Source organism: Enterobacter sp. DTU_2021_1002640_1_SI_PRY_ASU_LCPMC_013 (genome assembly GCF_032389435.1).
Taxonomy (GTDB): domain Bacteria; phylum Pseudomonadota; class Gammaproteobacteria; order Enterobacterales; family Enterobacteriaceae; genus Enterobacter; species Enterobacter hormaechei_C.
Genome location: NZ_CP135594.1, coordinates 3844230 through 3870026 on the forward strand (window position 1 = coordinate 3844230; position 25797 = coordinate 3870026).

At 56.9% G+C, this 25797-nt stretch carries 27 protein-coding genes and 1 pseudogene; 7 read left to right on the plus strand and 21 right to left on the minus strand.

The genetic code is table 11. The features are described from left to right. Positions 1-32: 32 nt before the first annotated feature. The 3 genes from RS584_RS18355 to RS584_RS18365 are packed head-to-tail and all read right to left on the minus strand — an operon-like array spanning position 33 to position 2284. Positions 33-254 carry a non-oxidative hydroxyarylic acid decarboxylases subunit D gene (locus RS584_RS18355; protein ID WP_003862116.1) on the minus strand — a complete coding sequence of 74 codons (222 nt, stop codon included), beginning with the start codon at positions 252-254 and terminating at the stop codon, positions 33-35. Between the two features lie 10 nt (positions 255-264). Beyond that, a complete protein-coding gene (locus RS584_RS18360) occupies positions 265-1692 on the minus strand; it encodes a non-oxidative hydroxyarylic acid decarboxylases subunit C (RefSeq protein WP_015571702.1) in 1428 nt (475 codons plus the stop codon). Further along, positions 1682-2284 (minus strand): non-oxidative hydroxyarylic acid decarboxylases subunit B, encoded by a 603-nt coding sequence (locus RS584_RS18365; RefSeq protein ID WP_315748428.1) that lies wholly within the window; start codon positions 2282-2284, stop codon positions 1682-1684. Before RS584_RS18365 ends, RS584_RS18360 begins: the two co-directional genes overlap by 11 nt. A 173-nt stretch (positions 2285-2457) precedes the next feature. On the opposite strand from RS584_RS18365, the gene RS584_RS18370 reads away from it, so the two are divergent. Next, positions 2458-2865, plus strand: coding sequence for a MarR family winged helix-turn-helix transcriptional regulator (locus RS584_RS18370; RefSeq protein ID WP_015571704.1), 408 nt, complete (start codon positions 2458-2460; stop codon positions 2863-2865). On the opposite strand, the gene RS584_RS18375 is transcribed toward RS584_RS18370, so the two are convergent. Then, positions 2862-3749, minus strand: a complete 888-nt coding sequence (locus RS584_RS18375) for a LysR family transcriptional regulator (RefSeq protein ID WP_315748429.1) — start codon at positions 3747-3749, stop codon at positions 2862-2864. The two genes, RS584_RS18370 and RS584_RS18375, sit on opposite strands and share 4 nt — an antisense overlap. 121 nt (positions 3750-3870) lie before the next feature. On the opposite strand from RS584_RS18375, the pseudogene RS584_RS18380 reads away from it, so the two are divergent. Together RS584_RS18380 and RS584_RS18385 are read left to right on the plus strand one after the other, a co-directional pair. Next, positions 3871-4164 (plus strand): annotated as a pseudogene (locus tag RS584_RS18380) (MFS transporter); the annotation flags it as partial. Between the two features lie 131 nt (positions 4165-4295). Beyond that, positions 4296-4673 (plus strand): DUF4440 domain-containing protein, encoded by a 378-nt coding sequence (locus RS584_RS18385; protein WP_062938006.1) that lies wholly within the window; start codon positions 4296-4298, stop codon positions 4671-4673. 50 nt (positions 4674-4723) lie between these two features. Here the strand turns inward: RS584_RS18385 and rpoS are convergent, their stop codons facing one another. Both rpoS and nlpD read right to left on the minus strand, forming a co-directional pair. Next, entirely contained in the window at positions 4724-5716 is a 993-nt protein-coding gene (gene rpoS, locus RS584_RS18390) for an RNA polymerase sigma factor RpoS (protein ID WP_013098493.1), read from the minus strand. Positions 5717-5775: 59 nt separating this feature from the next. Beyond that, on the minus strand, positions 5776-6849 hold the full coding sequence (gene nlpD, locus RS584_RS18395; protein WP_223230139.1) for a murein hydrolase activator NlpD: 1074 nt from the start codon (positions 6847-6849) through the stop codon (positions 5776-5778). Between nlpD and RS584_RS18400 the strand changes: the two genes are divergently transcribed. Beyond that, complete coding sequence (locus tag RS584_RS18400) at positions 6782-6922, plus strand: peptidase (protein ID WP_223230135.1); 141 nt, start codon at positions 6782-6784, stop codon at positions 6920-6922. The two genes, nlpD and RS584_RS18400, sit on opposite strands and share 68 nt — an antisense overlap. A gap of 94 nt (positions 6923-7016) precedes the next feature. Here RS584_RS18400 and RS584_RS18405 read toward each other — a convergent pair whose 3' ends face one another. From RS584_RS18405 to cysG, 11 genes are all read right to left on the minus strand, one after another. Further along, on the minus strand, positions 7017-7643 hold the full coding sequence (locus RS584_RS18405; RefSeq protein WP_015571709.1) for a protein-L-isoaspartate(D-aspartate) O-methyltransferase: 627 nt from the start codon (positions 7641-7643) through the stop codon (positions 7017-7019). Continuing rightward, complete coding sequence (gene surE / locus RS584_RS18410) at positions 7637-8398, minus strand: 5'/3'-nucleotidase SurE (protein WP_032619144.1); 762 nt, start codon at positions 8396-8398, stop codon at positions 7637-7639. Before surE ends, RS584_RS18405 begins: the two co-directional genes overlap by 7 nt. Then, positions 8379-9428, minus strand: coding sequence for a tRNA pseudouridine(13) synthase TruD (gene truD, locus RS584_RS18415; RefSeq protein ID WP_017692760.1), 1050 nt, complete (start codon positions 9426-9428; stop codon positions 8379-8381). Before truD ends, surE begins: the two co-directional genes overlap by 20 nt. After that, on the minus strand, positions 9425-9904 hold the full coding sequence (ispF, locus tag RS584_RS18420) for a 2-C-methyl-D-erythritol 2,4-cyclodiphosphate synthase (protein WP_015571711.1): 480 nt from the start codon (positions 9902-9904) through the stop codon (positions 9425-9427). Before ispF ends, truD begins: the two co-directional genes overlap by 4 nt. Then, positions 9904-10614 carry a 2-C-methyl-D-erythritol 4-phosphate cytidylyltransferase gene (ispD, locus tag RS584_RS18425; protein ID WP_045911275.1) on the minus strand — a complete coding sequence of 237 codons (711 nt, stop codon included), beginning with the start codon at positions 10612-10614 and terminating at the stop codon, positions 9904-9906. The genes ispF and ispD overlap by 1 nt, the downstream gene beginning before the upstream one ends. 19 nt (positions 10615-10633) lie before the next feature. Beyond that, the gene (gene ftsB / locus RS584_RS18430) at positions 10634-10945 is read right to left on the minus strand and encodes a cell division protein FtsB (RefSeq protein WP_003862095.1); all 312 of its coding nucleotides are present in this window, start codon (positions 10943-10945) and stop codon (positions 10634-10636) included. Positions 10946-11024: 79 nt separating this feature from the next. Then, positions 11025-11351, minus strand: coding sequence for a DUF3561 family protein (locus RS584_RS18435; protein WP_032649313.1), 327 nt, complete (start codon positions 11349-11351; stop codon positions 11025-11027). 58 nt (positions 11352-11409) lie between these two features. Further along, the gene (gene cysC / locus RS584_RS18440; protein WP_015571713.1) at positions 11410-12015 is read right to left on the minus strand and encodes an adenylyl-sulfate kinase; all 606 of its coding nucleotides are present in this window, start codon (positions 12013-12015) and stop codon (positions 11410-11412) included. After that, the gene (cysN, locus tag RS584_RS18445) at positions 12015-13439 is read right to left on the minus strand and encodes a sulfate adenylyltransferase subunit CysN (protein ID WP_315748430.1); all 1425 of its coding nucleotides are present in this window, start codon (positions 13437-13439) and stop codon (positions 12015-12017) included. Before cysN ends, cysC begins: the two co-directional genes overlap by 1 nt. 9 nt (positions 13440-13448) lie before the next feature. Further along, positions 13449-14357: a sulfate adenylyltransferase subunit CysD gene (gene cysD, locus RS584_RS18450; RefSeq protein WP_006811770.1), complete on the minus strand. Its 909-nt coding sequence runs from the start codon at positions 14355-14357 to the stop codon at positions 13449-13451. A 9-nt stretch (positions 14358-14366) separates the two neighbouring features. Then, on the minus strand, positions 14367-15725 hold the full coding sequence (gene cysG / locus RS584_RS18455; protein ID WP_315748431.1) for a siroheme synthase CysG: 1359 nt from the start codon (positions 15723-15725) through the stop codon (positions 14367-14369). A 237-nt stretch (positions 15726-15962) separates the two neighbouring features. On the opposite strand from cysG, the gene RS584_RS18460 reads away from it, so the two are divergent. Further along, positions 15963-17006 (plus strand): aminopeptidase, encoded by a 1044-nt coding sequence (locus RS584_RS18460; protein ID WP_015571715.1) that lies wholly within the window; start codon positions 15963-15965, stop codon positions 17004-17006. Positions 17007-17099: 93 nt separating this feature from the next. On the opposite strand, the gene cysH is transcribed toward RS584_RS18460, so the two are convergent. The 3 genes from cysH to cysJ form a co-directional block, all read right to left on the minus strand. Continuing rightward, on the minus strand, positions 17100-17834 hold the full coding sequence (gene cysH, locus RS584_RS18465) for a phosphoadenosine phosphosulfate reductase (protein ID WP_193042611.1): 735 nt from the start codon (positions 17832-17834) through the stop codon (positions 17100-17102). Between the two features lie 76 nt (positions 17835-17910). Beyond that, positions 17911-19623: an assimilatory sulfite reductase (NADPH) hemoprotein subunit gene (cysI, locus tag RS584_RS18470; protein ID WP_315748432.1), complete on the minus strand. Its 1713-nt coding sequence runs from the start codon at positions 19621-19623 to the stop codon at positions 17911-17913. After that, positions 19623-21428 (minus strand): NADPH-dependent assimilatory sulfite reductase flavoprotein subunit, encoded by a 1806-nt coding sequence (gene cysJ / locus RS584_RS18475; protein ID WP_032619140.1) that lies wholly within the window; start codon positions 21426-21428, stop codon positions 19623-19625. The genes cysI and cysJ overlap by 1 nt, the downstream gene beginning before the upstream one ends. Positions 21429-21731: 303 nt before the next feature. Here cysJ and queD point away from each other — a divergent pair, with 303 nt between their 5' ends. Next, positions 21732-22097, plus strand: coding sequence for a 6-carboxytetrahydropterin synthase QueD (gene queD, locus RS584_RS18480; protein WP_006811776.1), 366 nt, complete (start codon positions 21732-21734; stop codon positions 22095-22097). Here the strand turns inward: queD and RS584_RS18485 are convergent. Then, a complete protein-coding gene (locus RS584_RS18485; RefSeq protein ID WP_315748433.1) occupies positions 22082-24436 on the minus strand; it encodes a helix-turn-helix domain-containing protein in 2355 nt (784 codons plus the stop codon). The two genes, queD and RS584_RS18485, sit on opposite strands and share 16 nt — an antisense overlap. Before the next feature lie 171 nt (positions 24437-24607). Here RS584_RS18485 and RS584_RS18490 point away from each other — a divergent pair, with 171 nt between their 5' ends. Continuing rightward, positions 24608-25777 carry a M20 aminoacylase family protein gene (locus tag RS584_RS18490; protein WP_315748434.1) on the plus strand — a complete coding sequence of 390 codons (1170 nt, stop codon included), beginning with the start codon at positions 24608-24610 and terminating at the stop codon, positions 25775-25777. The last annotated feature ends 20 nt before the right edge of the window (positions 25778-25797 follow it).

A 25797-nucleotide genomic window follows, 5' to 3' on the forward strand; every position in this document is an offset into this window, starting at 1 on the left:
GCCCGGTAAGCGCAGCCGCCACCGGGCTTTTTTTACAGCAGCGGCGGGATCGTCGGCACCTGCGGCGCCTCATCAATATCCTTCTGCGTCATGCGGAACGCTTCCGGGTAATGCTCGCGGCTGGTACGGCGCAGCGGTTCGGTATCGCGCCAGGTATACAGACAGTGCTGACACTGGTATACCGTCCAGACACCTTTCACCGGTGATGTTGCCATCACTTCAATATGTTCATCGGCACAACGTGGACAAATCATTTTTTCCTCCTTATTGACGTGCCGCCAGCATCGCGGTCAGTTTTTCGGCCCAGGCTTTGGTTTCAGGGAGATCCTGTACCGGCTGGCTGTAGTGACCACGGTTGTCCGGGGCAACAGGGGTGGTGGCATCAATGATCAACTTGTCAGTGATCCCCGCCGGGCTGGAGCCAGGGTCAAGCTCGAGCACAGACATATTCGGTAGCTGCACCAGATCGCCTGCCGGATTGACCTTCGATGACAGCGCCCACATCACCTGCGGCAGGTTAAACGGATCGACATCTTCATCCACCATAATCACCATCTTCACGTAACCCAGACCGTGTGGCGTGGTCATGGCGCGGAGCCCGACCGCACGGGCAAAACCGCCGTAACGCTTTTTAGTGGAGATAATCGCCAGCAGACCGTGGGTGTACATGGCGTTTACCGCCTGCACTTCCGGGAATTCAGCCTTCAGCTGTTGATAGAGCGGTACGCAGGTGGCGGGCCCCATCAGATAATCAATCTCGGTCCACGGCATGCCCAGGTAGAGAGATTCGAAAATCGGTTTAGTGCGGTAAGAAACTTTGTCGATACGCACAACCGTCATGTTGCGCCCGCCGGAGTAGTGACCGGTAAACTCACCGAAGGGCCCTTCAATTTCACGTTTCCGGCCTTCAATCACCCCTTCCAGGATCACTTCCGACCCCCACGGCACATCGAAACCGGTCAGCGGAGCCGTCGCAATCGGATACGGGCTTTCACGTAGCGCACCGGCCATCTCATACTCGGATTGATCGTATTTCAGCGGCGTGGCGCCCATCAGGGTGATGATCGGATCGTTACCCAGCGTAATGGCAATTGGCAGGTCTTCGCCGCGCTCTTCTGCCTTATGCAGATGCAACGCAATATCGTGCATCGGCACCGGTTGCAGGCCGAGCTTACGCTTGCCCTTCACTTCCATACGATAGATCCCGACGTTCTGCTTGCCAAAGTGATCGGGGTCGAGCGGATCGCGGGAGACAACGCATGCTTTATCGAGATAAAAGCCCCCGTCACCGTCGTTCAGGCGGAACAGCGGCAGAATGTCGAACAGGTTAATGTCTTCCCCGTCCACCGTGTTCTGCGCCCAGGCCGGGTTTGCACGACGCTCTGGCGCGACGGGAAATTTGTCCCAGCGACGAATAAACTCGTCGATCTGTTTTTTCACCGGTGTATTCGCCGGCAGCCCCATCGAAATAGCGTGGTTTTGCCACGAGCCGATAGTGTTCATCACCACACGGGCATCGGTGAAACCGCGAATATTATCGAACCACAGCGCAGGCGCGCCATCGCCAATGCGCCCGGTAGCGTTGGCGGCCGCCGCTAAATCCGGCTCAGCGTTTACCTCTTCCTCAATTTTCAGCAGCTGCCCTTGCTCATCGAGCGCCTGCAAGAAGCTTCTCAAATCATCAAATGCCATCTTTATTCTCCTGTGAAAAATGTTTCGCTGCCTGCAAACCTTCCCAGCGTCGGTCTTTTTTATGCTCCAGACCAAACTGGTCGAGAACGCGGGTCACGATATGCTGGGTAATGTCATCGGCGGTTTGCGGGTGGTTGTAGTACGCAGGCATAGGCGGCACCATCGCCACGCCCATGCGGGAAAGGGCAAGCATGTTCTCGAGATGGATGGTGCTGAGCGGCGTCTCACGGGGAACCAGCACCAGCTTGCGTCCCTCTTTCAGCACCACGTCTGCGGCACGCCCTACCAGCCCTTCGGCGTAGCCCGCGCGGATACCCGCCAGCGTTTTCATGCTGCACGGGATGACGATCATGCCGTCGGTGCGAAACGAGCCAGAGGAGATGGTGGCAGCCTGATCGGCCGGGCTATGGACGACATCCGCCAGTGCAGCAACGTCATGCGCAGTGAAGGGCGTTTCCAGCTCAATCGTGGTTTTTGCCCACTTCGACATCACCAGATGCGTTTCCACCTCCGGCATTTCCCGCAGCGCCTGCAACAACGCCACGCCTAATGGCGCACCCGTTGCGCCCGTCATTCCCACAATCAATCTCATTCAGCACCTCAATCAGTTTGTTCGTATACGAACATATTAATTAAACTACGCCTGCATCCTGCTGCTGACAAGATCGTTCGCATACGATCACACTAATCGCTAAAAAACTCTCGCGTTAAAATTCAGCCCGAGAGCGGCTATCATAGAGGGAGTATTTTTCCGTCGGAGTGTCCATGGAGTTAAGACAAGAAGCTTTCCACCTGCTACGTCAGCTTTTTCAACAGCATACCGCCCAGTGGCAGCACGCATTGCCCGAACTGACAAAGCCACAGTATGCGGTGATGCGGTCAATTGCTGAAAATCCTGGCATTGAGCAGGTTGCCCTGACTGAAGTCGCGGTGAGCACCAAAGCGACGCTGGCAGAAATGCTGAGCCGCATGGAAGCACGCGGCCTGGTCAGGCGCGAGCACGATCCGGCGGATAAGCGCCGTCGGTTTGTCTTTCTGACGGCCGAAGGTGAGGCCCTGCTTGAGAGCAGTAAACCGATTGGAAATGAGGTGGATGAGGCGTTTTTAGGGCGCCTTAACGGCGCGGAACGAGAGCAATTTTCAGCGCTCATTAAAAAGATGATGCAGGATTAAGTAACCCTGACGCGCATAAAATCAATAAATGTTCGCACTTTCGCGGGCACATGCCGGGCATCAGGATAAACGGCATAGATGCCCTGCTGAGCGAACGTGTACGCCGGTAACAGCGAGACCAGTTCCCCTGCATCCAGTGCGTTTCGCACCAGCCACTCCGGCAGCAGCGCCACTCCACATCCCGCGAGGGCAAAAGCCATCAGCGCCTGGGCGCTGTCTGCATACAGGCGCGGCGCTTTCTTGATCTCAAAGGAAACCGGATGCCGATCAACGCCTCTCACCTGCCAGCGCAGCGGCGAGGTTAAACGCTCGTGAATGATCCAGTCCGCTTCCGCCAGCTGTTCCAGCGACTCCACCCGATGATTTACCAGCCAACCCGGTGTCGCCACGGGCACTATATTAAAGGTGGTAATCAACGCGGCGTGGTAGCGCGAATCTGCAAGCGTGCCGAGCCGGATAGCGACATCGAAGCGCTCGGCGATAAGATCGGCATGTAAAGAGGACGAGACATGCCGCACGCGAAGGTCCGGGTGCAGCTGGCTAAATTCAGCCAGCAAAGGCGCCACAACCTGCGAGCCATATTCGGGCGTGGTGGTGATCCGCAGTTCTCCCGTCAGCCCGGCGTGGTTGGCGCGAACATCATCCTGCAATCGCTCTGCATCCCGTAACAGCATCACGCTTCGTTGATGAAAGAGCTTCCCCGCCTCGGTCAGCGTCAGGCGTCGGGTGGTTCGCAGCAACAGGGTGACGCCCAGCTCCTCTTCAAGCTGACGAATATGAAAGCTGACCACCGCTTTTGTCAGCCCCATCGCCTCCGCTGCGGCGGTGAAACTGCCGGTGTCAGCTACGGCGATAAACATCGCCGTACGCTGTAAATTAAGCATCGCTTGCCTGGTTAACTGTCAAAATAATGTTGACAGTATATCGTGCTTTGTCGCGTTTATCCGTAACGCGCGGGCCGATACGATACGCCACCTCACCGGAAGAACTTCCATGACGTATCGCAGCAAAATCGCCTTTCCGGCGATGGCTCGTGCTTTCAATACCACACCTTCCGCGCTTGCCTGGGTAAGTAACGGATACATTACCGGGCTGACGCTAGTCATCCCTTTCAGCAGCATCCTGACGCGCCGCGTCGGGCCGAAGCGCGTTATCCTGCTCTCACTGCTTCTCTTTAGCGCGGCCTCCGTTGCGGCGGGTCTCTCATCTTCGCTGGAAAGTCTGATTGCCTGGCGAGTCGTACAGGGCGCCGGAGGGGGGTTACTGATCCCGGTTGGTCAGGCGCTGAGCTTCATGCAGGATTATGTCGCGCCGCTGGCCGCCTGGCACTGGATGTTTGTTTTTGCCGCAGTCATCACCCTACTGCCCGTACTGTACGTCTACCGTCTTAACAACACGCAGTTACTTGCGCAACTGCAACAGGAGCAACCATGACCCATTACGAACAAGAGATCCTCGACATTCACGTCGCCCTTGAAAACTGGTTAGGTGCAGGCGAAGGCGATCGGGACGCCCTGCTCGCCCGTTTCCGTCCGGATTTTCTGATGGTTCCACCGAGTGGCAACCCTTTAGATCATCACGCGCTTGCCCAATTTTTATATGCACAGCGGGGAACCCGACCGGGGCTCAGGATCGACATTGATGCGTTAACAACGCTTCAGACATGGGACAACGGCGCAGTGCTCCATTACCGGGAGACGCAAACCCGGCCAGGCCAGCCCGTCAACGTGCGCTGGTCAACCGCAGTGCTTAATCAGGAAGGGGATAACATCACCTGGCGTTTGCTGCACGAAACGGCGCAGCCGTAAGGCATAAAAAAGGCCCGTCTCACGACGGGCCTTTTCTGACGAATGGTTGCTTACTCGCGGAACAGCGCTTCGATATTCAGACCTTGCCCTTGCAGGATTTCACGCAGGCGGCGTAGGCCTTCAACCTGAATCTGACGAACACGTTCACGGGTCAGGCCAATCTCACGGCCGACGTCTTCCAGTGTCGCAGCTTCATACCCCAGTAAACCGAAACGACGTGCCAGCACTTCACGCTGTTTGGCGTTCAGTTCGAACAGCCATTTGACGATGCTCTGTTTCATGTCATCGTCCTGCGTGGTGTCTTCCGGGCCGTTGTCTTTTTCATCGGCCAGGATGTCCAGCAGCGCTTTTTCGGAGTCGCCACCCAACGGGGTGTCAACCGAGGTAATGCGCTCGTTGAGACGCAGCATACGGCTTACGTCATCAACCGGTTTGTCGAGTTGCTCTGCAATTTCTTCCGCACTTGGCTCGTGGTCCAGTTTATGGGACAACTCGCGCGCCGTACGCAGATAAACATTCAACTCTTTGACGATGTGGATCGGCAGTCGAATCGTACGGGTCTGGTTCATAATAGCCCGTTCGATGGTCTGACGAATCCACCAGGTCGCGTAGGTTGAGAAACGGAACCCGCGTTCCGGGTCAAACTTCTCAACTGCGCGGATGAGACCTAAGTTGCCCTCTTCAATCAGATCCAGCAGAGCCAGACCACGATTACCGTAACGGCGGGCAATTTTCACGACCAGTCGCAGGTTACTTTCGATCATGCGACGACGCGAGGCAACATCACCACGCAAAGCACGACGTGCGAAATAGACTTCTTCTTCGGCCGTTAGCAGTGGGGAGTAACCAATCTCCCCAAGGTAAAGCTGAGTCGCGTCCAGCACACGCTGTGTGGCACCCTGCGATAACAGCTCTTCTTCAGCCAAATCGTTATCACTGGGTTCCTCTTCTACTAAGGCTTTTTCGTCAAAAGCCTCTGCTCCGTTCTCATCAAATTCCGCGTCTTCATTTAAATCATGAACTTTCAGCGTATTCTGACTCATAAGGTGGCTCCTACCCGTGATCCCTGGACGAGACACCCTGGCTGGCATGTCCCATCAATTTATCGCTGCGGTAAATATTGCAGCGGGTTTACGGATTTCCCCTTGTAACGAATTTCAAAATGCAAGCGTGTAGAACTGGTTCCGGTGCTACCCATGGTAGCGATTTTTTGCCCCGCCTTAACTTCTTGTTGTTCCCGGACCAGCATAGTGTCGTTATGGGCGTAGGCACTCAGGTAATCATCATTATGTTTGATGATAATAAGATTACCGTAACCGCGCAGTGCGTTACCGGCATAGACAACGCGCCCGTCTGCGGTCGCGATGATTGCCTGTCCTTTACTGCCTGCGATATCGATCCCTTTGTTGCCCCCCTCAGAGGTAGCAAAGTTCTCGATAATCTTGCCGTCAGTTGGCCAGCGCCAGGTGGTGATTGACGAGCTGGCATTCTGACTGCTTGCAGTCGGTACAGTAGAGCTAACCACAGGTGCCGTAGTCGGTGCTGTGACAACAGTCGCAGTACCTTTATTATTCGGCAACATTTTGTTAGCACTCTGATCACCTGAATCCTCAGAATACGTAATTACAGGTTGTGAAGCAACCACCGTGGTGGATTTTTGTGCAGGCTTAACGCTGTTATTTTGAGCCGTCACATCGGCCGCTGAAACCGTGTTGCCAGGCGTCAGTGGGGTACCCGTTGCATTGCCAACCTGAAGCGTTTGCCCGACTTCCAGACCATACGGGGCCTGGACGTTGTTTCGCTGTGCCAGATCGCGGAAATCGTTCCCGGTGATCCAGGCAATATAGAACAGCGTATCGCCGCGCTTCACGGTATAGGTGCTGCCGCCGGTATAGCTACCTTTCGGAATGTTCCCATACTTACGGTTATACACTATGCGGCCATTTTCGGTCTGAACAGGCTGATCCACTGGCTGAATCTGCGAAGGCTGCGTAACTGGACGCTGGACCGGCTGGATCTGCGGAGTTTGCTGCGCCGTGGACGTGCCCATTTTAGGCGGAGGGGTAATCAACATTCCGCTGGACGTGTTACCCGAGCCGCTGGTTCCATTGACGGAACTGACGGGCGCAGGTGCATTGTCAGAACTTGTACAGCCTGCCAGCCAGAGCGAAACCAGTGATAATGCCGCAACACGGCTGATGGTGAATTTTGGGCTTCCCGCGCTCATTTATCCCCCAGGAATGTGTTAACTACCAGTGACTTAAAAATAACCGTGATGGCACGAACCTATCGCGCCACACCATACGCTGAATTTGCCTCAATAACCCTGGAAAAATCCGAGTCTCAGGCCAGCTCGCCCTTAACCAGGGGCACAAAGCGCACGGCTTCCACGGTATCGATAATAAACTCGCCGCCGCGTCGACGAACGCGCTTTAAAAGCTGCTGCTCATCGCCGACGGGCAAAACTAGAATGCCGCCCTCGTCCAGCTGCGAGAGAAGTGCAGCGGGAATTTCAGGTGGCGCTGCCGTGACTATTATGGCGTCAAACGGGGCGCGAGCCTGCCAACCCTGCCATCCATCGCCGTGGCGTGTCGATACATTATGTAAATCAAGCTGTTTCAGACGACGGCGCGCCTGCCACTGCAAGCCTTTAATCCGTTCCACGGAACAGACATGGTGCACAAGGTGGGCCAGGATCGCGGTCTGATACCCTGAACCGGTGCCAATTTCCAGCACCCGGGAGTCTGGCGTTAACTCCAGAAGCTCCGTCATACGCGCCACCATGTAAGGCTGCGAAATCGTCTGGCCTTGCCCGATGGGCAGCGCCACGTTTTCCCACGCTTTGTGTTCAAACGCCTCATCTACAAACTTCTCACGGGGAACCTGGGCAAGCGCATCCAGCACCTGCTCGTTGGCGATCCCCTGTGCGCGTAATTGTTCCAGAAGAGTTTGTACACGTTTACTTACCATTGCGCGTTCACTCCGACCCGATCTAACCAGTCCGACACCACATCATGCGCGCTATAAGCGGTTAAATCTACGTGCAACGGCGTAACGGAAACGTAACCCTCATCCACCGCAGCGAAGTCGGTGTCTGGCCCGGCATCGCATTTATCTCCCGGCGGGCCGATCCAGTACAGGGTATTGCCGCGCGGATCCTGCTGGGGAATAACCTGATCGGCCGGATGGCGACTGCCGCAGCGCGTCACGCGGATCCCTCTAATCTCGTCCAGCGGGAGATCCGGCACGTTAATATTGAGGATACGTCCGGTACGCAGCGGCTCGCGGCCAAGCGCACGGAGAATGGAGCAGGTCACCGCGGCGGCAGTGTCATAGTGGGTGTGGCCGTTTAACGAGACCGCCAGCGCCGGGAAACCCAGGTGACGCCCCTCCATCGCCGCGGCCACGGTGCCGGAGTAAATCACATCATCGCCAAGATTCGGCCCGGCATTGATGCCGGAGACCACAACATCCGGCCGCGGGCGCATCAGCGCATTTACGCCCAGAAACACGCAGTCGGTCGGCGTCCCCATCTGGACGGCAATATCGCCATTCTCAAAGGTAAAGGTGCGAAGTGAAGACTCCAGCGTCAATGAGTTAGACGCGCCACTGCGGTTACGATCGGGAGCCACGACCTGCACATCCGCAAATTCGCGGAGGTGTTTCGCCAGCGTCTGAATACCTGGCGCATGGATCCCGTCATCGTTACTCAGCAATATTCGCATAATCACCCGACGTGTTGATAAGTTCCCTGACAACACTGGTGGCAAAGCTACCTGCCGGCAGCCAGAAGCGTAACTCGACGGTTACGTCATCCCACCAGTTCCAGCTCAGCTGTTGCGGGTAGAGGAGCATCGCACGGCGCGCCGCCTCGACTTTTTCCCGCACCAGCAATGATTGTAATTCTGGCGCATCCGCCACCGCTGACTGCTCAGCGGCCAGCGCCTCGCCCTGGGTTCCCCAGTCGCCTGAGCCCGGCAAGGCGGCGGTAATCATCAGCGCTTTAGCGTCCACGCGCGACTGGGCATCGGCCATCTCATCGGCCGTTGCCACAAACCAGCTTCCGCGTCCCGCTAATTGTAGCGCATCGCCGACAACAACTTGATTCGCGTCCGGTTTTTTCAGCCGTTCGCTCACAATCTGATTAAACAACGCACTGCGGGCTGCCGACAACCAAAAACTGCGTTTATTCCTGTCGCGTACCGGCGCACTGCTTTGCGCCCAGCGCAGCGCGCCCAGCAGGTTGCTGCCACCAATGCCAAAGCGCTGTGCGCCAAAATAGTTTGGCACGCCGCGTTCGGTAATGGCCTTCAGGCGTTTTTCAACGTCATCGCGGTCGGTCACTTCACGCAGCACCAGCGTGAAATCGTTGCCTTTCAACGCTCCCGGACGCAATTTGCGTTTGTGGCGGGCATACTCCAGTACCTTACAGCCCTCAAGCTCAAATTTGCTTAAATCGGGCATGGCATTGCCGGGCACGCGGGCGCAAAGCCACTGTTCGGTCACGGCATGTTTATCTTTTTGACCGGCAAAGCTCACCTCACGGGCGTGAATTTTGAGGAATTTTGCCAGCGCGTCCGCCACGAAGCGGGTGTTGCAGCCGTTTTTCAGAATGCGCACCAGGATGTGCTCGCCTTCGCCGTCCGGCTCAAAACCCAGATCTTCCACTACCACGAAATCTTCAGGGTTGGCTTTCAGCAGACCCTTGCCCTGCGGTTTACCGTGCAGATACGTCAGGTTGTCGAAATCCGTCATTTGACCGCCTTCACCAGCAGCGCCACGGCTTCACAGGCAATGCCTTCGCCACGACCGGTAAAGCCCAGCTTCTCCGTGGTGGTCGCTTTGACGTTGACGTCGTCCATATGGCAGCCCAGATCTTCAGCGATAAACACGCGCATCTGAGGGATGTGCGGCAGCATCTTCGGTGCCTGAGCAATGATCGTCACATCAACGTTGCCGAGGGTGTAGCCTTTGGCCTGAATACGACGCCAGGCTTCGCGCAGCAGTTCGCGGCTGTCTGCGCCCTTAAAAGCAGGATCGGTGTCCGGGAACAGTTTGCCAATGTCGCCCAGCGCGGCGGCACCCAGCAGCGCGTCGGTCAGCGCATGCAGCGCCACGTCGCCATCAGAATGCGCCAGCAGACCTTTTTCGTAAGGAATGCGCACGCCGCCAATGATAATTGGGCCAACGCCGCCAAAGGCGTGTACATCAAAACCGTGTCCAATACGCATTATGCCTTCTCCTGAGGGGTCGTACGGGTAAGATAAAATTCCGCGAGCTGTAAGTCTTCCGGGCGCGTCACTTTTATATTATCAGCGCGCCCTTCAACAAGCGTTGGGTGGAAACCGCAATACTCCAGCGCCGAGGCTTCGTCCGTAATGGTCGCACCTTCTTTAAGCGCACGCGTTAAGCAGTCGTGGAGTAATTCGCGGGGAAAAAATTGTGGCGTCAGCGCGTGCCATAAATCCACGCGCTCGACGGTGTGGGCAATCGCCGGTTTACCCGGTTCGGCACGCTTCATGGTGTCACGCACCGGGGCGGCCAGAATGCCGCCCACGTTACTGGTTTCACTCAGGGCCAGCAGACGTGACAGATCGTCGTGATGCAGACAGGGACGCGCGGCATCGTGCACCAGCACCCACTGCGCGTTCCCGGCAGCCTGAATGCCCGCCAGAACAGAGTCGGCCCGCTCGGCGCCGCCGTCAACAACGGTAATCTGAGGATGATGTGCCAGCGGGAGCTGCGCAAAACGCGCATCGCCGGGGCTGATGGCAATAACCACGCGTTTCACCCGGGCATGCGCCAGCAGCGCTGCCACGGCGTGCTCGAGGATCGTTTTATCACCAATTGAGAGGTACTGCTTGGGACACTCTGTCTGCATGCGCCGGCCAAAACCTGCGGCCGGCACCACGGCACAGACGTCCGAAAAAGTTGCTGCCATGTCGTAATCCTGGGCCTGATTATCGATTGTTTTGTGCGGAGCCCTGATTGCGTTTAGACGCATCCGGAACCAGGCGATAAAACGTTTCGCCCGGCTTAGTCATACTGAGTTCATTGCGTGCGCGCTCCTCAATCGCCTCCTGGCCGCCATTGAGGTCATCAATTTCAGCAAAAAGTTGATCGTTACGTGCTTTAAGTTTGGCGTTTGTAGCCTGCTGTGCCGCGACGTCATCGCTCACCCGGCTGTAGTCGTGCAGTCCGTTTTTGCCGAACCACAGTGAATATTGCAGCCAGACCAGCAAAGCCAGCAACAGCAGCGTTAGTTTACCCATCCTGCCCCCTGAAAAAACGGCATCATCATCCCATAACTTTCCGCTGGACTCTACTGCGGGGTTTTAATTATGCCGTAAGTTAGCCCATCAGCCATAAAAACAGCAGGCCAAAGATGACCACAACGGTGGCGATAGTGATGAACGTACTATACAGGAGCTTGCCGTTGAAAAGGGAGTGCAGCGCCACGCCCACAACTACCGCAACGGGCATCAGCGCCAGAAAGAAAGGCCAGGTATAGAGGAAGAAAAAGAGGGTGTTACCACCGTAGATCAAAAACGGGATACCCAGCGCCAGTAACCACGACGCGAAGCCGACTATCGCCCCAGGGAAGGACCAGGTCGTCTCGTCGTCGGTCGTTAACGGTTCCGACCCGGTGGTAATCATGTAGTTTTCACTGTTGCGCATAGCTAATCCTGTGACCGTGACTCATCGCTCGGGAAGACAGCTCCCGAACGATACCGTCTCAGGATCTGATAATATCGTCCCGTCTGAGCAGGTCTAATAATTGGCTTACTAAATTTGTTACCAATTGTTGGCCTTCCAGATGAATCTCAGGGGATTCAGGCGCTTCGTAAACCGAGTCAATACCGGTGAAGTTTCGCAGCTCTCCCGCGCGGGCTTTTTTGTACAGCCCTTTTGGATCGCGCGCTTCGCAGATTGCCAGCGGGGTATCCACAAACACTTCAATAAAGCGATTCTGCCCCACGCGCTCACGCACCATCTGACGTTCGGCGCGGTGCGGTGAGATAAACGCCGTTAGCACCACCAGCCCGGCATCCGCCATCAGGCTGGCGACTTCCCCTACCCGACGAATGTTCTCTTTACGGTCTTCATCGCTGAACCCTAAATCGCTGCACAGGCCGTGACGCACGTTGTCGCCGTCCAGCAGGTAGGTGCTCACCCCCTGCTGATGCAGCGCCTCTTCCAGTGCGCCTGCCACCGTGGATTTACCGGAGCCAGACAGCCCGGTAAACCACAGCACAACCCCACGGTGACCGTGGAGCTGTTCGCGCTGGGCGACGGTGACCGGATGAGGATGCCAGACGACGTTCTCATCATGGGCGGCCATCACTTGCCTCCCAGCAGATCGCGTGCGCCCCAGTGCGGGAAGTGCTTACGCACCAGCGCGTTCAGTTCCAGCTCGAAGGCGCTGAACTCAGACGTCACGCTCGCCTGTGCGTCAGGCTCGCGGACCATGCCGGCACCGACGGTGACGTTGGTCAGGCGGTCAATGAAGATCAGCCCGCCCGTCACCGGATTCTGCTGATACGGATCCAGCACCAGCGGCTCGTCGAAGGTCAGATCCACCAGGCCGATGCCGTTCAGCGGCAGCTCGCTCACGTCACGGTGGGTCAGGTTGTTGATGTCCACCTGGAACTGAATGCCGTCCACGCGGGCGCGGGTTTTCTTGCCGGCGATTTTAATGTCATAGCTCTGGCCTGCGGTCAGCGGCTGTTCGGCCATCCACACTACATCCACGGATGCGCCCTGCACCGCCGCCAGCGTTTCCTGCGCGTCGACCAGCAGGTCGCCGCGGCTGATATCAATTTCGTCTTTCAGTACCAGGGTTACCGCTTCACCTGCCCCGGCTTCGTCCAGATCGCCATCAAAGGTGACGATACGGGCGATGGTCGATTCCACGCCGGATGGCAGCACCTTGACGCGCTGACCCACCTTCACGGAGCCTGAAGCGAGAGTACCGGAGAAGCCGCGGAAATCGAGGTTCGGACGGTTCACGTACTGCACCGGGAAGCGCATCGGCTGGGTATCGACCACGCGCTGAATTTCAACGGTTTCCAGCACTTCCAGCAGCGTCGGGCCGCTGTACCACGGCATGTTCGCGCTCTGAGAGGCGACGTTATCCCCTTCCAGCGCCGACAGCGGCACAAAGCGAATATCGAGGTTGCCCGGCAGCTGTTCAGCAAAGGTCAGGTAGCTCTGGCGGATCTCGTCGAAACGCGCTTCGCTGTAGCCCACCAGATCCATTTTGTTCACCGCCACCACCAGATGCTTGATCCCCAGCAGCGTAGAGATAAAGCTGTGACGACGAGTCTGATCCAGCACACCTTTACGGGCGTCGATCAGCAGGATCGCCAGGTCACAGGTGGACGCGCCGGTCGCCATGTTACGGGTGTACTGCTCGTGCCCCGGGGTGTCGGCGATAATAAATTTGCGCTTTTCGGTAGAGAAGTAGCGATAGGCGACATCAATGGTAATGCCCTGCTCGCGCTCCGCCTGCAAGCCGTCCACCAGCAGCGCCAGGTCGAGTTTTTCGCCCTGGGTGCCGTGGCGTTTGCTGTCATTGTGCAGGGAAGAGAGCTGATCTTCGTAGATCTGGCGCGTGTCGTGCAGCAGACGACCAATCAGGGTACTTTTCCCGTCATCCACGCTGCCGCAGGTCAGGAAACGCAGCAGGCTTTTGTACTGTTGGGCGTGCAGATAAGCTTCTACGCCGCCTTCATCGGCAATTTGTTGGGCAATAGTCGTATTCATGGCGGCTCCTTAGAAATAACCCTGACGTTTCTTCAGCTCCATGGAGCCTGCCTGGTCGCGGTCAATCACGCGGCCCTGTCGCTCACTGGTGGTCGACACCAGCATCTCCTCGATGATCTCGGGCAGCGTCTGCGCACTGGATTCCACCGCGCCGGTCAACGGCCAGCAGCCGAGAGTACGGAAACGGACCATCTGTTTTTTGATCACTTCGCCCGGCTGTAAATCAATGCGATCGTCGTCGATCATCATCAGCATGCCGTCGCGCTCCAGCACCGGGCGCTCGGCCGCCAGATACAGCGGAACGATCTCAATATTTTCCAGATAGATGTACTGCCAGATATCCAGCTCGGTCCAGTTGGAGAGCGGGAAGACGCGAATGCTTTCGCCCTTGTTGATCTGGCCGTTGTAGTTGTGCCACAGCTCCGGACGCTGGTTTTTCGGGTCCCAGCGGTGGAAGCGGTCGCGGAAAGAGTAGATACGCTCTTTGGCGCGGGATTTCTCTTCGTCACGTCGCGCGCCGCCGAAGGCCGCATCAAAACCGTATTTATTCAGCGCCTGCTTCAGCCCTTCGGTTTTCATGATGTCGGTATGCTTGGCGCTGCCGTGCACGAACGGGTTGATGCCCATCGCCACCCCTTCCGGGTTTTTGTGCACCAGCAGCTCGCAGCCGTAGGCTTTGGCGGTACGGTCACGAAACTCGTACATCTCGCGGAATTTCCAGCCGGTATCCACGTGTAACAGCGGGAACGGCAGCGTACCCGGATAAAACGCTTTACGCGCCAGGTGCAGCATGACGCTGGAATCTTTACCGATGGAGTACATCATCACCGGGTTAGAAAACTCGGCGGCCACTTCGCGGATAATGTGGATACTTTCCGCTTCGAGCTGCCGCAGGTGAGTAAGTCGTTTTTGGTCCATAACCGTTCCTTAAGCCAAATTTATAACAGAAGCGCCAAAGCCTTCTGTGTCGGTTGTGTGTTGGAACCAGGCGAGCGTGCTGTGCAGCTGCACCACTTCTCCCACCACGATCAGGGCGGGCATTGGGGCGTCTTTCGCCAGGGTTGCAAGGTCTTGTAAGGTGCCGATGGCGACATGCTGATCGACGCGTGTCCCGCGGGAGATCACCGCTACCGGCGTCGTCGCATCGCGACCGTGCTGAATAAGCTGTTCGCTGATGTCAGCCGCTTTCATCGTGCCCATATAAATCGCCAGCGTTTGTCGGCTCTGGGCGAGATGCGACCAGTCAAACGGCGTGCTGTCGGCTTTATAGTGCCCGGTCACAAAGGTCACGCTCTGGGCGTAATCGCGATGGGTCAGCGGAATACCGGCGTAGGCCGTGACGGCAGACGCCGCCGTAATGCCGGGAACCACCTGGAACGGGACGCCCGCTTCGGCTGCCGCCTGCAACTCCTCGCCACCACGACCGAAGATAAACGGGTCGCCCCCTTTCAGGCGCACCACGGTCTTGCCCGCTTTCGCGGCGGCAATCAGCATCTGGTTGGTGTCGTGCTGGGGCACGGAGTGCTCGCCGGCACGTTTGCCGACGCAAATTTGCTCCGCGTCACGGCGGATCAGCTCGCGAATACCGTCGGTGACCAGGTGGTCATAGAACACGACATCCGCATCCTGAAGAACCTGGAGGCCACGCAGCGTGAGCAGCCCGGCATCGCCCGGCCCGGCGCCCACCAGAATGATCTCCCCGCCCGTACTGCCGGGGTTATCCAGTTCGTCTTCGAGAATTTTTTGCGCCGCCGTCTCGTTACCGGCCTGCATCAGGCTGGCAAAGCGGCCGCGAAACACACGCTCCCAGAAGCGACGGCGTTCCGTCACGCTGGTCAGACGCGTTTTCAGGTGGTTGCGCCAGTAGCTGGCCTTCTCCGCCATGCGTCCGAGGCTGGTCGGCAGCAGCGCTTCGATTTTTTCTCTCAGCACGCGCGCCAGCACCGGGGCGGTGCCGCCGGAGGAGATCGCCACCAGCAGCGGCGAGCGGTCGACAATCGACGGGAAGATAAATGAACATAACGGCTGGTCGTCTACCACGTTCACCAGACGGTGACAGGCCTGGGCTGCGTCGGAGATGCGGCGGTTGAGCGCCCGATCTTCGGTTGCCGCAATCACCAGCACCACGCTGTCGATCTGAGACTCTTCAAAATCCGCCTCTGCAACAATCTGCACCTGCGCCCCGGCGCGTTGCAGGAAGGCGATTTTGCGATCGGCAATTTCACCTGTCCCGACAACCAGTACCGGTCGGTCTTTTAAGGTGGCAAAAAGGGGGAGATAGTCCACAGGCAACAACTCACTAACAACCACGAATAAAGGGACTATAGGGGGCGGCTTAGATCGAATGAAATTACGAATTGGAATGAGTAGTTACTCAATGGAATAACGCCGTGGAAAAGCAAATATCAAAAAGTGCTTAACACGCGAAATTTCGGGCATTTAGGAGCAATTCAAATTGTGTCTACCCGATCACAGTTTCATACTATGCGGGTTAAAATTTTGCTCTGTTTTTAAGGACTCACTATGTTTTCCGCAATGCGCCACCGATTCGTTGCCCTGGCGCTCGGCGTTTGCTTTATCCTTCCGGCTCAGGCAAAAAATCAATCTTACGGTGAAATAGCCAGTATGCAGGCGCGGCATATTGCGACGGTCTTTCCGGGCCGTATGACCGGAACCCCAGCCGAGATGCTCTCGGCAGACTATATCCGTCAGCAGTTTGCGGATATGGGCTATGAGAGCGACATTCGCGCTTTCCACAGCCGCTACATCTATACCACACGCAATAAAACGCAAAACTGGCATAACGTAACCGGCAGCACGGTCATTGCCGCGCACGAAGGAAAGGCGGCTGAGCAGATTATTATTATGGCGCACCTTGATACCTACACGCCGTTGAGCGACGCCGATGTCGATAATAACCTCGGCGGGCTGACGCTTCAGGGACTGGATGACAATGCGGCGGGGCTGGGCGTGATGCTTGAGCTGGCCGAACGCCTGAAGAATATTCCGACGAAATACAGCATTCGCTTTGTTGCGACCAGCGGCGAAGAAGAAGGAAAACTCGGCGCTGAGAATCTCCTTAAGCGCATGAGCGCTGAGGAGAAGAAAAATACGTTGCTGGTGATTAACCTCGATAATCTGATCGTGGGGGATAAGCTCTATTTTAATAGCGGACAGAGCACGCCGAGCAGCGTACGTAAACTCACCCGCGACCGCGCGCTGGCGCTTGCCCGCACGCATGGCGTCTATGCCGCGACAAATCCGGGCGGTAACCCGCAGTATCCTAAAGGCACAGGCTGCTGTAATGACGGTGAAGTGTTTGATAAGGCGGGCATTCCGGTGCTGTACGTCGAGGCGACGAACTGGGCGCTGGGCAAAAAAGATGGCTATCAGCAGCGCAGCAAATCGAAAGCCTTTCCGGACGGGACCAGCTGGCATGATGTGCGGCTGGATAATCAGCAGCACATTGATAAAGCGCTGCCGCAGCGGATTGAGCACCGCAGCCGGGATGTCGTGAAAGTGATGCTGCCGCTGGTGAAGGAGCTGGCGAAAGCGGGGAAAGCCTGAGGCAATTAAGCCCGGTGGCGCTGCGCTTACCGGGCCTACAACGGCACGAAACGTAGGCCCGGTAAGGCGTAGCCGCCACCGGGCGAAACGACATTACCCTTCGTGCAGCCCGCACTCGCGCTTCAGCCCAAAGAATCGCGTCTCTTCTTCCGCCATTCCCGGTTCCCATTTACGCGTGGTGTGGGTGTCGCCTACCGACAGGTAGCCTTGATCCCACAGCGGATGGTACTTCAGCCCGTGCTTTTGCAGATACTGGTACACCGTGCGGTTATCCCAGTCGATGATCGGCAGCACTTTGAACACGCCGCGCTGCACCGCCAGCACCGGCAGCGTTGCCCGGCTCCCGGACTGCTCGCGGCGCAGGCCCGCGAACCAGGTCTGAGCGTTCAGCTCTTTCAGCGCCCGGTTCATCGGCTCGACCTTGTTGATCTCATTGTATTTCTCAATGCCCTCAACGCCCTGTTCCCACAGCTTGCCGTAGCGCGCCTCCTGCCAGGCCGCGCTTTCCGTCGCGCGGTAAACTTTGAGGTTCAGCTTGAGCTTGTCCGTCAGCTCGTCAATAAACTGGTAGGTCTCCGGGAACAGATAGCCGGTATCGGTGAGGATCACCGGTATGTCCGGGCGGATCCGATTCACCAGGTGCAGGCTGACCGCCGCCTGGATGCCAAAGCTTGACGACAGCACATAGTCACCCGGCAGGTTTTCCAGCGCCCACGCCACGCGCCCTTCGGCGTCGAGTTTTTCCAGCTGGGCGTTGGTTTCTGCCAGGGCCAGAATGCGTTCGACTTTTGGCTGGTCATTAAGGGCGTTTAGATCGAGTACGGACATAAGAACCTCGTTTGCCTGTTTTGCCGGGCGGCACTGCGTTTGCCCGGCCTACAAAAGCGGTGAAACCGCCGGGATGTTACTCCCAGAAATCCCTTGCGGGATCGAGCACCGGGCGAATGATGCCCGCACGTACCGTAAAGTCGCCGAAGCCTTCATCCGCTTCGCGCTCTTTCGCCCAGCGTCCGATAAGCACGTCGAGGGAATCGAGAATTTCCGGCTCGGTGATGTTCTCGCGGAACATACGCGGAATACGCGTCCCGATACGGTTACCGCCCAGGTGCAGGTTATAGCGACCCGGCGCTTTCCCTACCAGACCGAGTTCGGCCAGCATCGCGCGACCGCAGCCGTTCGGGCAACCCGTCACGCGCATAACAATATGCTCGTCCGGAATACCGTGTTTTTCCAGAATCGCTTCCACTTTATCAGTGAAGGACGGCAGGAAACGCTCCGCTTCGGCCATCGCCAGCGGACAGGTCGGGAACGACACGCAGGCCATCGAGTTTTCGCGCTGCGGTTTGACTGCATTCATCAGCCCATGATCGCGCGCCAGCTTCTCGATTTTAGCCTTCTGGCTTTCCGGCACGCCGGCAATAATCAGGTTCTGGTTGGCGGTAATGCGGAACTCGCCTTTATGGATCTTAGCAATTTCCAGCAGACCGGTTTTCAGCGGGCGGCCCGGATAATCCAGAATACGACCGTTTTCAATAAACAGCGTCAGGTGCCATTTATTATCGATACCTTTCACCCAGCCAATGCGATCGCCGCGACCGGTGAATTCGTAAGGGCGGATCGGCTCAAACTTGATCCCCGCGCGACGCTCCACTTCTTCTTTGAACGTCTCGACGCCTACACGCTCCAGGGTGTATTTGGTTTTCGCGTTTTTACGGTCGGTACGGTTGCCCCAGTCGCGCTGGGTAGTAACCACCGCCTCAGCCACGGCCAGCGTGTGCTCCAGCGGCAGGAAGCCGAACTCGCTCGCGGTGCGGGCGTAGGTTTTCTTGTTCCCATGCTCAATGGACAAACCGCCGCCCACCAGCAGGTTAAAGCCGACCAGCTTGCCATTTTCGGCAATCGCCACGAAGTTCATGTCGTTGGCGTGCAGGTCGATATCGTTCTGCGGCGGGATAACCACCGTGGTCTTGAATTTGCGCGGCAGGTAGGTCTGACCGAGGATCGGCTCTTCGTCCGTGGTCGCGACTTTCTCCTGATCGAGCCAGATTTCCGCATAGGCACGCGTGCGTGGCAGCAGGTGCTCGGAGATCTTCTTCGCCCACTCGTACGCTTCGGCGTGCAGCTCGGACTCATACGGGTTCGAGGTGCAAAGCACGTTACGGTTCATGTCGTTGGCGGTCGCCAGCGCGTCCAGCCCCACGGAGTGCAGCATCTGGTGCACCGGCTTGACGTTCTTCTTCAGAATGCCGTGAAACTGGAAGGTCTGACGGTTGGTCAGACGGATGCTGCCGTAAATCGTGTTTTCACCGGCAAACTTGTCGATCGCCTGCCACTGTTTGGTGGTGATCACCCCGCCCGGCAGGCGGCAGCGCAGCAGCATCGCATGACGCGGCTCCAGCTTCTGTTCGGCACGTTCGGCGCGGATATCGCGGTCGTCCTGCTGGTACATACCGTGGAAACGGATCAGTAGGAAGTTGTCGCCTTTGAAACCGCCGGTCAGGCCGTCATTTAAATCTTCGGCAATGGTACCGCGCAGGTAGTTGCTCTCTACCTTCATGCGCTCGGCATCAGACAGTTTGCCTTCGACCACCAGTGGGCCAGGATGTTTTTCGCTCATTAGTAGACATCTCGCTGATAACGGCGCTCTACGCGCAGCTCACTTAAAAATTCATCCGCCGTTTCGGCATCCATACCGCCGAATTCGGCAATCACTTCCAGCAGTGCCTGCTCAACGTCTTTCGCCATGCGATTGGCGTCGCCGCAGACATAAATGTGGGCGCCGTCATTGATCCAGCGCCACAGCTCTGCGCCCTGTTCGCGCAGTTTGTCTTGTACGTATACTTTTTCTTTCTGATCGCGGGACCAGGCCAGATCGATGCGGGTCAGCACGCCCTCTTTGACGTAGCGCTGCCATTCAACCTGGTAGAGGAAATCTTCAGTAAAATGCGGGTTGCCGAAGAACAGCCAGTTTTTACCCGGTGCCTCGTCCGCTGCACGCTGCTGCATAAAGGCGCGGAACGGTGCGATGCCGGTGCCCGGGCCAATCATGATCACCGGTGTTTCCGGGTTCGCCGGCAGACGGAAGTTGTCATTGTGTTCGATAAAGACGCGCACCTCGCCCTCTTCTTCCACGCGGTCGGCTAGGAAGCCCGACGCCCCACCCGCCCGCGCGCGGCCTTCGATGTCGTAACGCACCACGCCAACGGTGATGTGGACTTCGTTTTCCACTTCCGCCTGCGAGGAGGCGATGGAGTAAAGACGCGGCGTCAGCGGACGCAGCAGGCCGATCAGCGCGTCGGCATCCAGCTGTGCCGGGGAGAAACGCACCATGTCGACAATCGGCGTCGTCGCGGCGTAATGCTGTAACTTCACTTTGTCCCCCACCAGCGGCAGAAGGGACTCGCTGCGCGTTAAGGTGGCGTAGTTTTCAACGATATTGGCGGTGTTCACCGTCAGCTCGAAATGCCACTGAAGCGCCTCAGAGAGCGGTAAGGTTTTACCTTCCACCTGGACCGGCTCCGTGCCTTTCAGCCACAGCAGCTCGACCAGCTCTTTCACCAGCGCCGGATCGTTCTGATACCAGACGCCCAGCGCATCGCCAGGCTGATAACGCAGGCCGGAGTCACCGAGGTCGATTTCGATATGGCGCACGTCTTTTTCCGAATCACGGCCCGTGATTTTCTGGTTTACCGACAGGCTCGCCGTCAGCGGCGCCTCTTTCGTGTAAGGGCTGGTGTGGATTTCGTTGACGGTGCCCGCTGCGGTAACGGCGGCTTGCGCTGGCGTCTCTTTCGGGACGCGGGCCTTCAGCACCTCAACGATGCGCGTCCGCCATTCGGCGGCGGCGGCCTGGTATTCAACATCAGCGTCTACGCGATCCAGCAGGCGCTCTGCACCCAGCTCCGCCAGCTTGCTGTCGAAGTCTTTACCGGACTGGCAGAAAAATTCATAGGATGTATCACCGAGGCCGAAGACGGCAAAGGCGGTGCCCTCCAGCCTGGGCGCTTTTTTCGAGAACAGGAACTTATGCAGCGCGACGGCTTCTTCCGCAGGCTCACCTTCCCCCTGCGTTGACGCCACCACCACCAGCAGTTTTTCTGACGCGATCTGTTTGAATTTATAATCCCCGGCGTTGACCAGGTTAACGTTCAGCTTCGCGGCGAGCAGGTCATCACGCAGCGCTTCGGCCACACGACGGGCATTCCCCGTTTGCGAAGCGGAGATAAGCGTGATGGCAGGAATTTCAACGGCCGTTGGCGGGACGCCAGCCACAGCACCCGGCTGCTGATTGAGCATTCCCCAGAAATAGCCGGAGACCCAGGCGAGCTGGGTGGGTGAAAAATCGGAAGTCGCGGCCTGGAGGCGCGCCAGTTGCTCCGGGTTAAGGGGAAGCAAATTTGAAGGTGGGGCCTGTGTTGTCATGCGTCGTTATGTTCCAGTAGCAAAGCGGACTTTAAGCGAATAAATCCAAACTGAAGATAAGGTTAACGGCGGGGATAATAACAATTAAAGAAGGGATGGAAATAATAAATAACCAAATGGACTAACCTGTTTTAGTTATCGTTCTTAACGATAAAAGCGATTAAATAACTATCTGAAATAAAACAATAAAGTCCGATAAACACCATGAATACGAGGCGGTGACCGTTCAGAGCCGTTTTAGTTAATGATAAAAATTGTGCTTTCCGGTACTATGCGGCGGTTTTTTCCGCATTCCTGAGAGCTATGATGTCCACCACACTGTTTAAAGATTTCACCTTCGAAGCCGCACACCACCTTCCACACGTTCCTGCCGGGCACAAATGTGGCCGCCTGCATGGACACTCGTTTATGGTGCGTCTTGAAATCACCGGTGAAGTCGATCCCCATACGGGCTGGATCATGGACTTTGCCGAACTGAAGGCTGCGTTTAAGCCGACCTACGATCGTCTCGATCACTACTACCTGAATGATATTCCGGGCCTTGAAAACCCGACCAGCGAAGTGCTGGCGAAATGGATTTGGGATCAGATGAAACCGCTGGTGCCGCTGCTGAGCGCGGTGATGATCAAAGAGACCTGCACGGCAGGCTGCGTCTACCGCGGGGAGTGAATCTCCTCCGTTGCGGTCTCACGAGGCACGAGCGGCGTAAACTCGTAGAGCACCAGCGCATTACTCTCCAGTGATTCACTCAGTTGCCAGCCGTCATAAAGGCGTTCATCGCGTACGGAAAGCGTTGGACGCGCTTTATGCGCTATCCAGCGCCACATCTCTTCATCAGGGCCGCTTTCGCTGCCAACCCCTTCAAGTAACGGATAGAGCGCGCCGTTGTGCTGATCAAACAGATGACATTTAATTCGCCATTTACCGCGCATTCCCTTCAGGTGTAAATGATACTGCTGGCGAAAACGCTGGATGAATGCTTCTTCACTGGAAAGGAGCGGATTAAAAACCACCACATTACGCAGCAACAGCTGATAACCATGGCGATGGCGCGTAAGCAGGACACGCTTATCATTAACCAGCACCTCGCCCCGCAGACGTTGCCAGAGCCAGAGTACCCAATAAACCGGACGCGGCAGACCATGGTTATACTGTAGCGCCAGGCTTGAGGTATCGATGGTGTTGTTCGCACGGGCTTCTCCCTGAAGGCCTGAATTGAGCCAGAATCCCGCCAGCCAGACCTGCTCCGAAAGTCCGAGCAGGTTCTGCATCAGCAACGCCCCACGAAAAAACCAGCCGTTTGTCGCCCGCGTGTTGCCGGTGAGGGTATTCCAGGAGAGAAGCCAGACGGGAAGCGAACATTTACGCAAGCGAAGGGCAGCGAGGATCTGGCGGACCTTCAGTATCGGATAATTTTCCGTTGAGGAGAGAGGGGTTGCCTCCAGCTGCGCGGGATCGAGAAGCTCATTGGCATCGGCCGAACAGGCAAGAAAATCGGCCTGCATCAGGATGGCTGAACTGAACAGGGTATCGTCGCTTACGCCCGCGCTGACGGGGGCAAATCGGTGCCATAAACCAAACTTTGCCTGCGGAAGATAAGTTCGTATTGCCTTTTGCTGGGCCAGCCAGACCTGCTCCCGGGTCTCCTCACTTGCCTGTGTTGACCAGTGCATGACGAAGTGCCAGCCTGCGGTGATCTCTGGCGAAAAATGATTAACCGACTGTTGTAAAAAACGGGTAAGAAGATCGCGACGGGTCGTTACGCCGGTGTGCAGTAGCACCGTCCACTGCTTTTTTGCCAGCCAGGTGAAGAGCTGATGCAGATTGTACCAGCAGGCGTAGCCCGCCATCTGGGGGTCATCCCACCCGGTGGCAAACAGACGACTGCTGAGAAAAGGCTCGGCGATATCAATCCCCTCAATGGGAATGGCCTCATTTATCGCCTCCAGATTTTGTCGAACGTCCTCACGCAGCAAATCGTCGAGCTCACGCAGGGTAATGACCACCCGCATACGGCGCAGCGAGGCAGAAAGAGGATTAAGCTGCTCAAGATCCAGGCTCTGCTCCTGCTGCGGATGAACGATGAGCGGCGAGGCTCCCCAACCGCGCGCCACCGGTTCATTGAGCAGGCTAAACAGCTTGTCCACGGCGACCGGATAGCGCTGCTCACGCCTGTCCGTCCGAATACGTGCCGCCTCCGGGTGCTGGCGCCGGGCCTTACGAAACTCACCCGGAGACATATTGTGAACACGCCTGAACCGATCGCTCATCATACGCGTGCTGGCGAAACCCTGCTCAAGCGCAATCTGGTGCAGCGGTCGGTTCGTCAGCCGGAGAGCGTCGGCCGCCTTTTCCAGCCGCAGGTGGGTGATGTACTGCATGAAACTGATCCCCACCTCCTTGCGAAAGAGACGAGAGAGCCAGGCTTCAGAGACATATTCACTCGCGGCGATTTCCGCAAGCGTAATACGGCGGGAATAACTGGCATTGATCCGCTCTATCACCCGGGCGATGCGTTTGCTGTGCGCTGATGAAAGTTCCCGGGACAGCATACGGGCGGGCTGTTGAAAGCGGCTGGTCAGCAAGAGCAATATCTCGCTCAGCCAGCGGTACGCCTCCAGCCGGTAGCGGTGCGGGTCGTTGATGAGGGTGACCACAAGAAGCTGGCGCAGCAGATCGCGAAGCGCATCGCATTGGGGCCAGACGCCTCCGGCTTCTGCCGGTACAGCATAATCATGGGCAAAAAAATCATTGCAGAGCTGGATGACCCAGCGCCCGGAAAGGGTTACGCGCAGGGTGACATTTGCCGTTTCGCTCGTGAACTGCCAGCGCCGATGACGGTTGATGATAGCAAGGGTATTGGCCTCCAGGATGTCATGTCCCACATCGGTGTTCAGCTCTGCCCGCCCTTCCAGCACCCAGAGCAACGTTAGCGTATCGCCTTCATCCTCCACGCAGTGGCGAATGTCCTGAATCTCTATCCAAAATTCATCTCCCCGTTGCGCCATCTTACCCCTCACCAAAGACAAAAAATGACCTGATCTTTTTTGTCATAACTGAATTGTATGAAAAACAATCAAAATAAAGCCGTCGCTTTACAACAAAAAAATGCATTTTCAGGCGGGACGATCGTCATAGACTCGAAATTATCATCGTTTGGCAGAAAAAGGATAACAAAAATGACACATCCAATTATCGAAGCTCTGCGTGGCAACGAAGCTAGGTTCACTGAATTACGTCGCTATTTTCATCAGCATCCTGAAATTGGTTTTGAGGAGCACAACACGAGCGATCGCGTTGCAGCGCTGCTTCAGGAATGGGGATATGAGGTTCATCGCGGCCTGGCGAAAACCGGTGTGGTCGGCACACTGAAGGTGGGTAACGGGCATAAACGCCTGGGCCTGCGCGCCGATATGGATGCGCTGCCAATGCAGGAAAACAACGGCAAGGCGTGGAGCAGTACCGTTGAGGGTAAATTCCACGGCTGCGGTCATGACGGCCACACCACAACGCTCCTGTATGCAGCGGAGTACCTGGCACGCACCCGCAATTTTAACGGCACGCTGCACCTTATTTTTCAGCCCGCGGAAGAACTTCTGTATGGCGGACGCGTTATGGTAGAGGACGGTTTGTTTGACCTGTTCCCCTGCGACCACATCTTCGGTCTGCACAATATGCCGTCACAGCCCCTCGGAAAAATTGGTCTGCGCGATGGCGCCATGATGGCCTCTTCCGACACCCTTCATATTGAGGTTAACGGCGTGGGGGGGCACGGCGCGGTGCCAGAACATACCGTTGACGCCACCCTGGTTGCCTGCCATATCACTATCGCTTTGCAGTCGATTGTTTCGCGCAACATTACCCCCTTCCAGCCAGCCGTCGTTACCGTAGGCAGCATTCAGGCCGGGCACGCTCCCAACATTATCAACGACAAGGTATTGATGAAACTTACCGTTCGCACGCTGGATGAACGCGTGCGACAAACCGTGCTACAGCGTATCCATAATATCGCCGTTGCACAGGCGGAAAGTTTCAATGCGACGGCCACCATTCGACACATTAACGGCAGCCCGGTGCTGAAAAACAATCCGCAAGCCAACGAGATGGTGCGCAGCGTCGCCACCGATCTGTTCGGTCAGGATGCCGTCGCGGAGGTCAATGCGTTTATGGGCAGCGAGGACTTTGCTTTCATGCTCGAGAAAAATCCCAATGGCTGCTATTTCACGCTTGGCGCCGGGGATGAGCCTGACCGCTGCATGGTACATAACCCGGGCTACGACTTTAACGACAACATTCTCCTCACCGGCGCGGCGCTGTGGGCCGCACTGACCGAACACTATCTGCGCTGATTCGCACCTTCCCGGGAGGG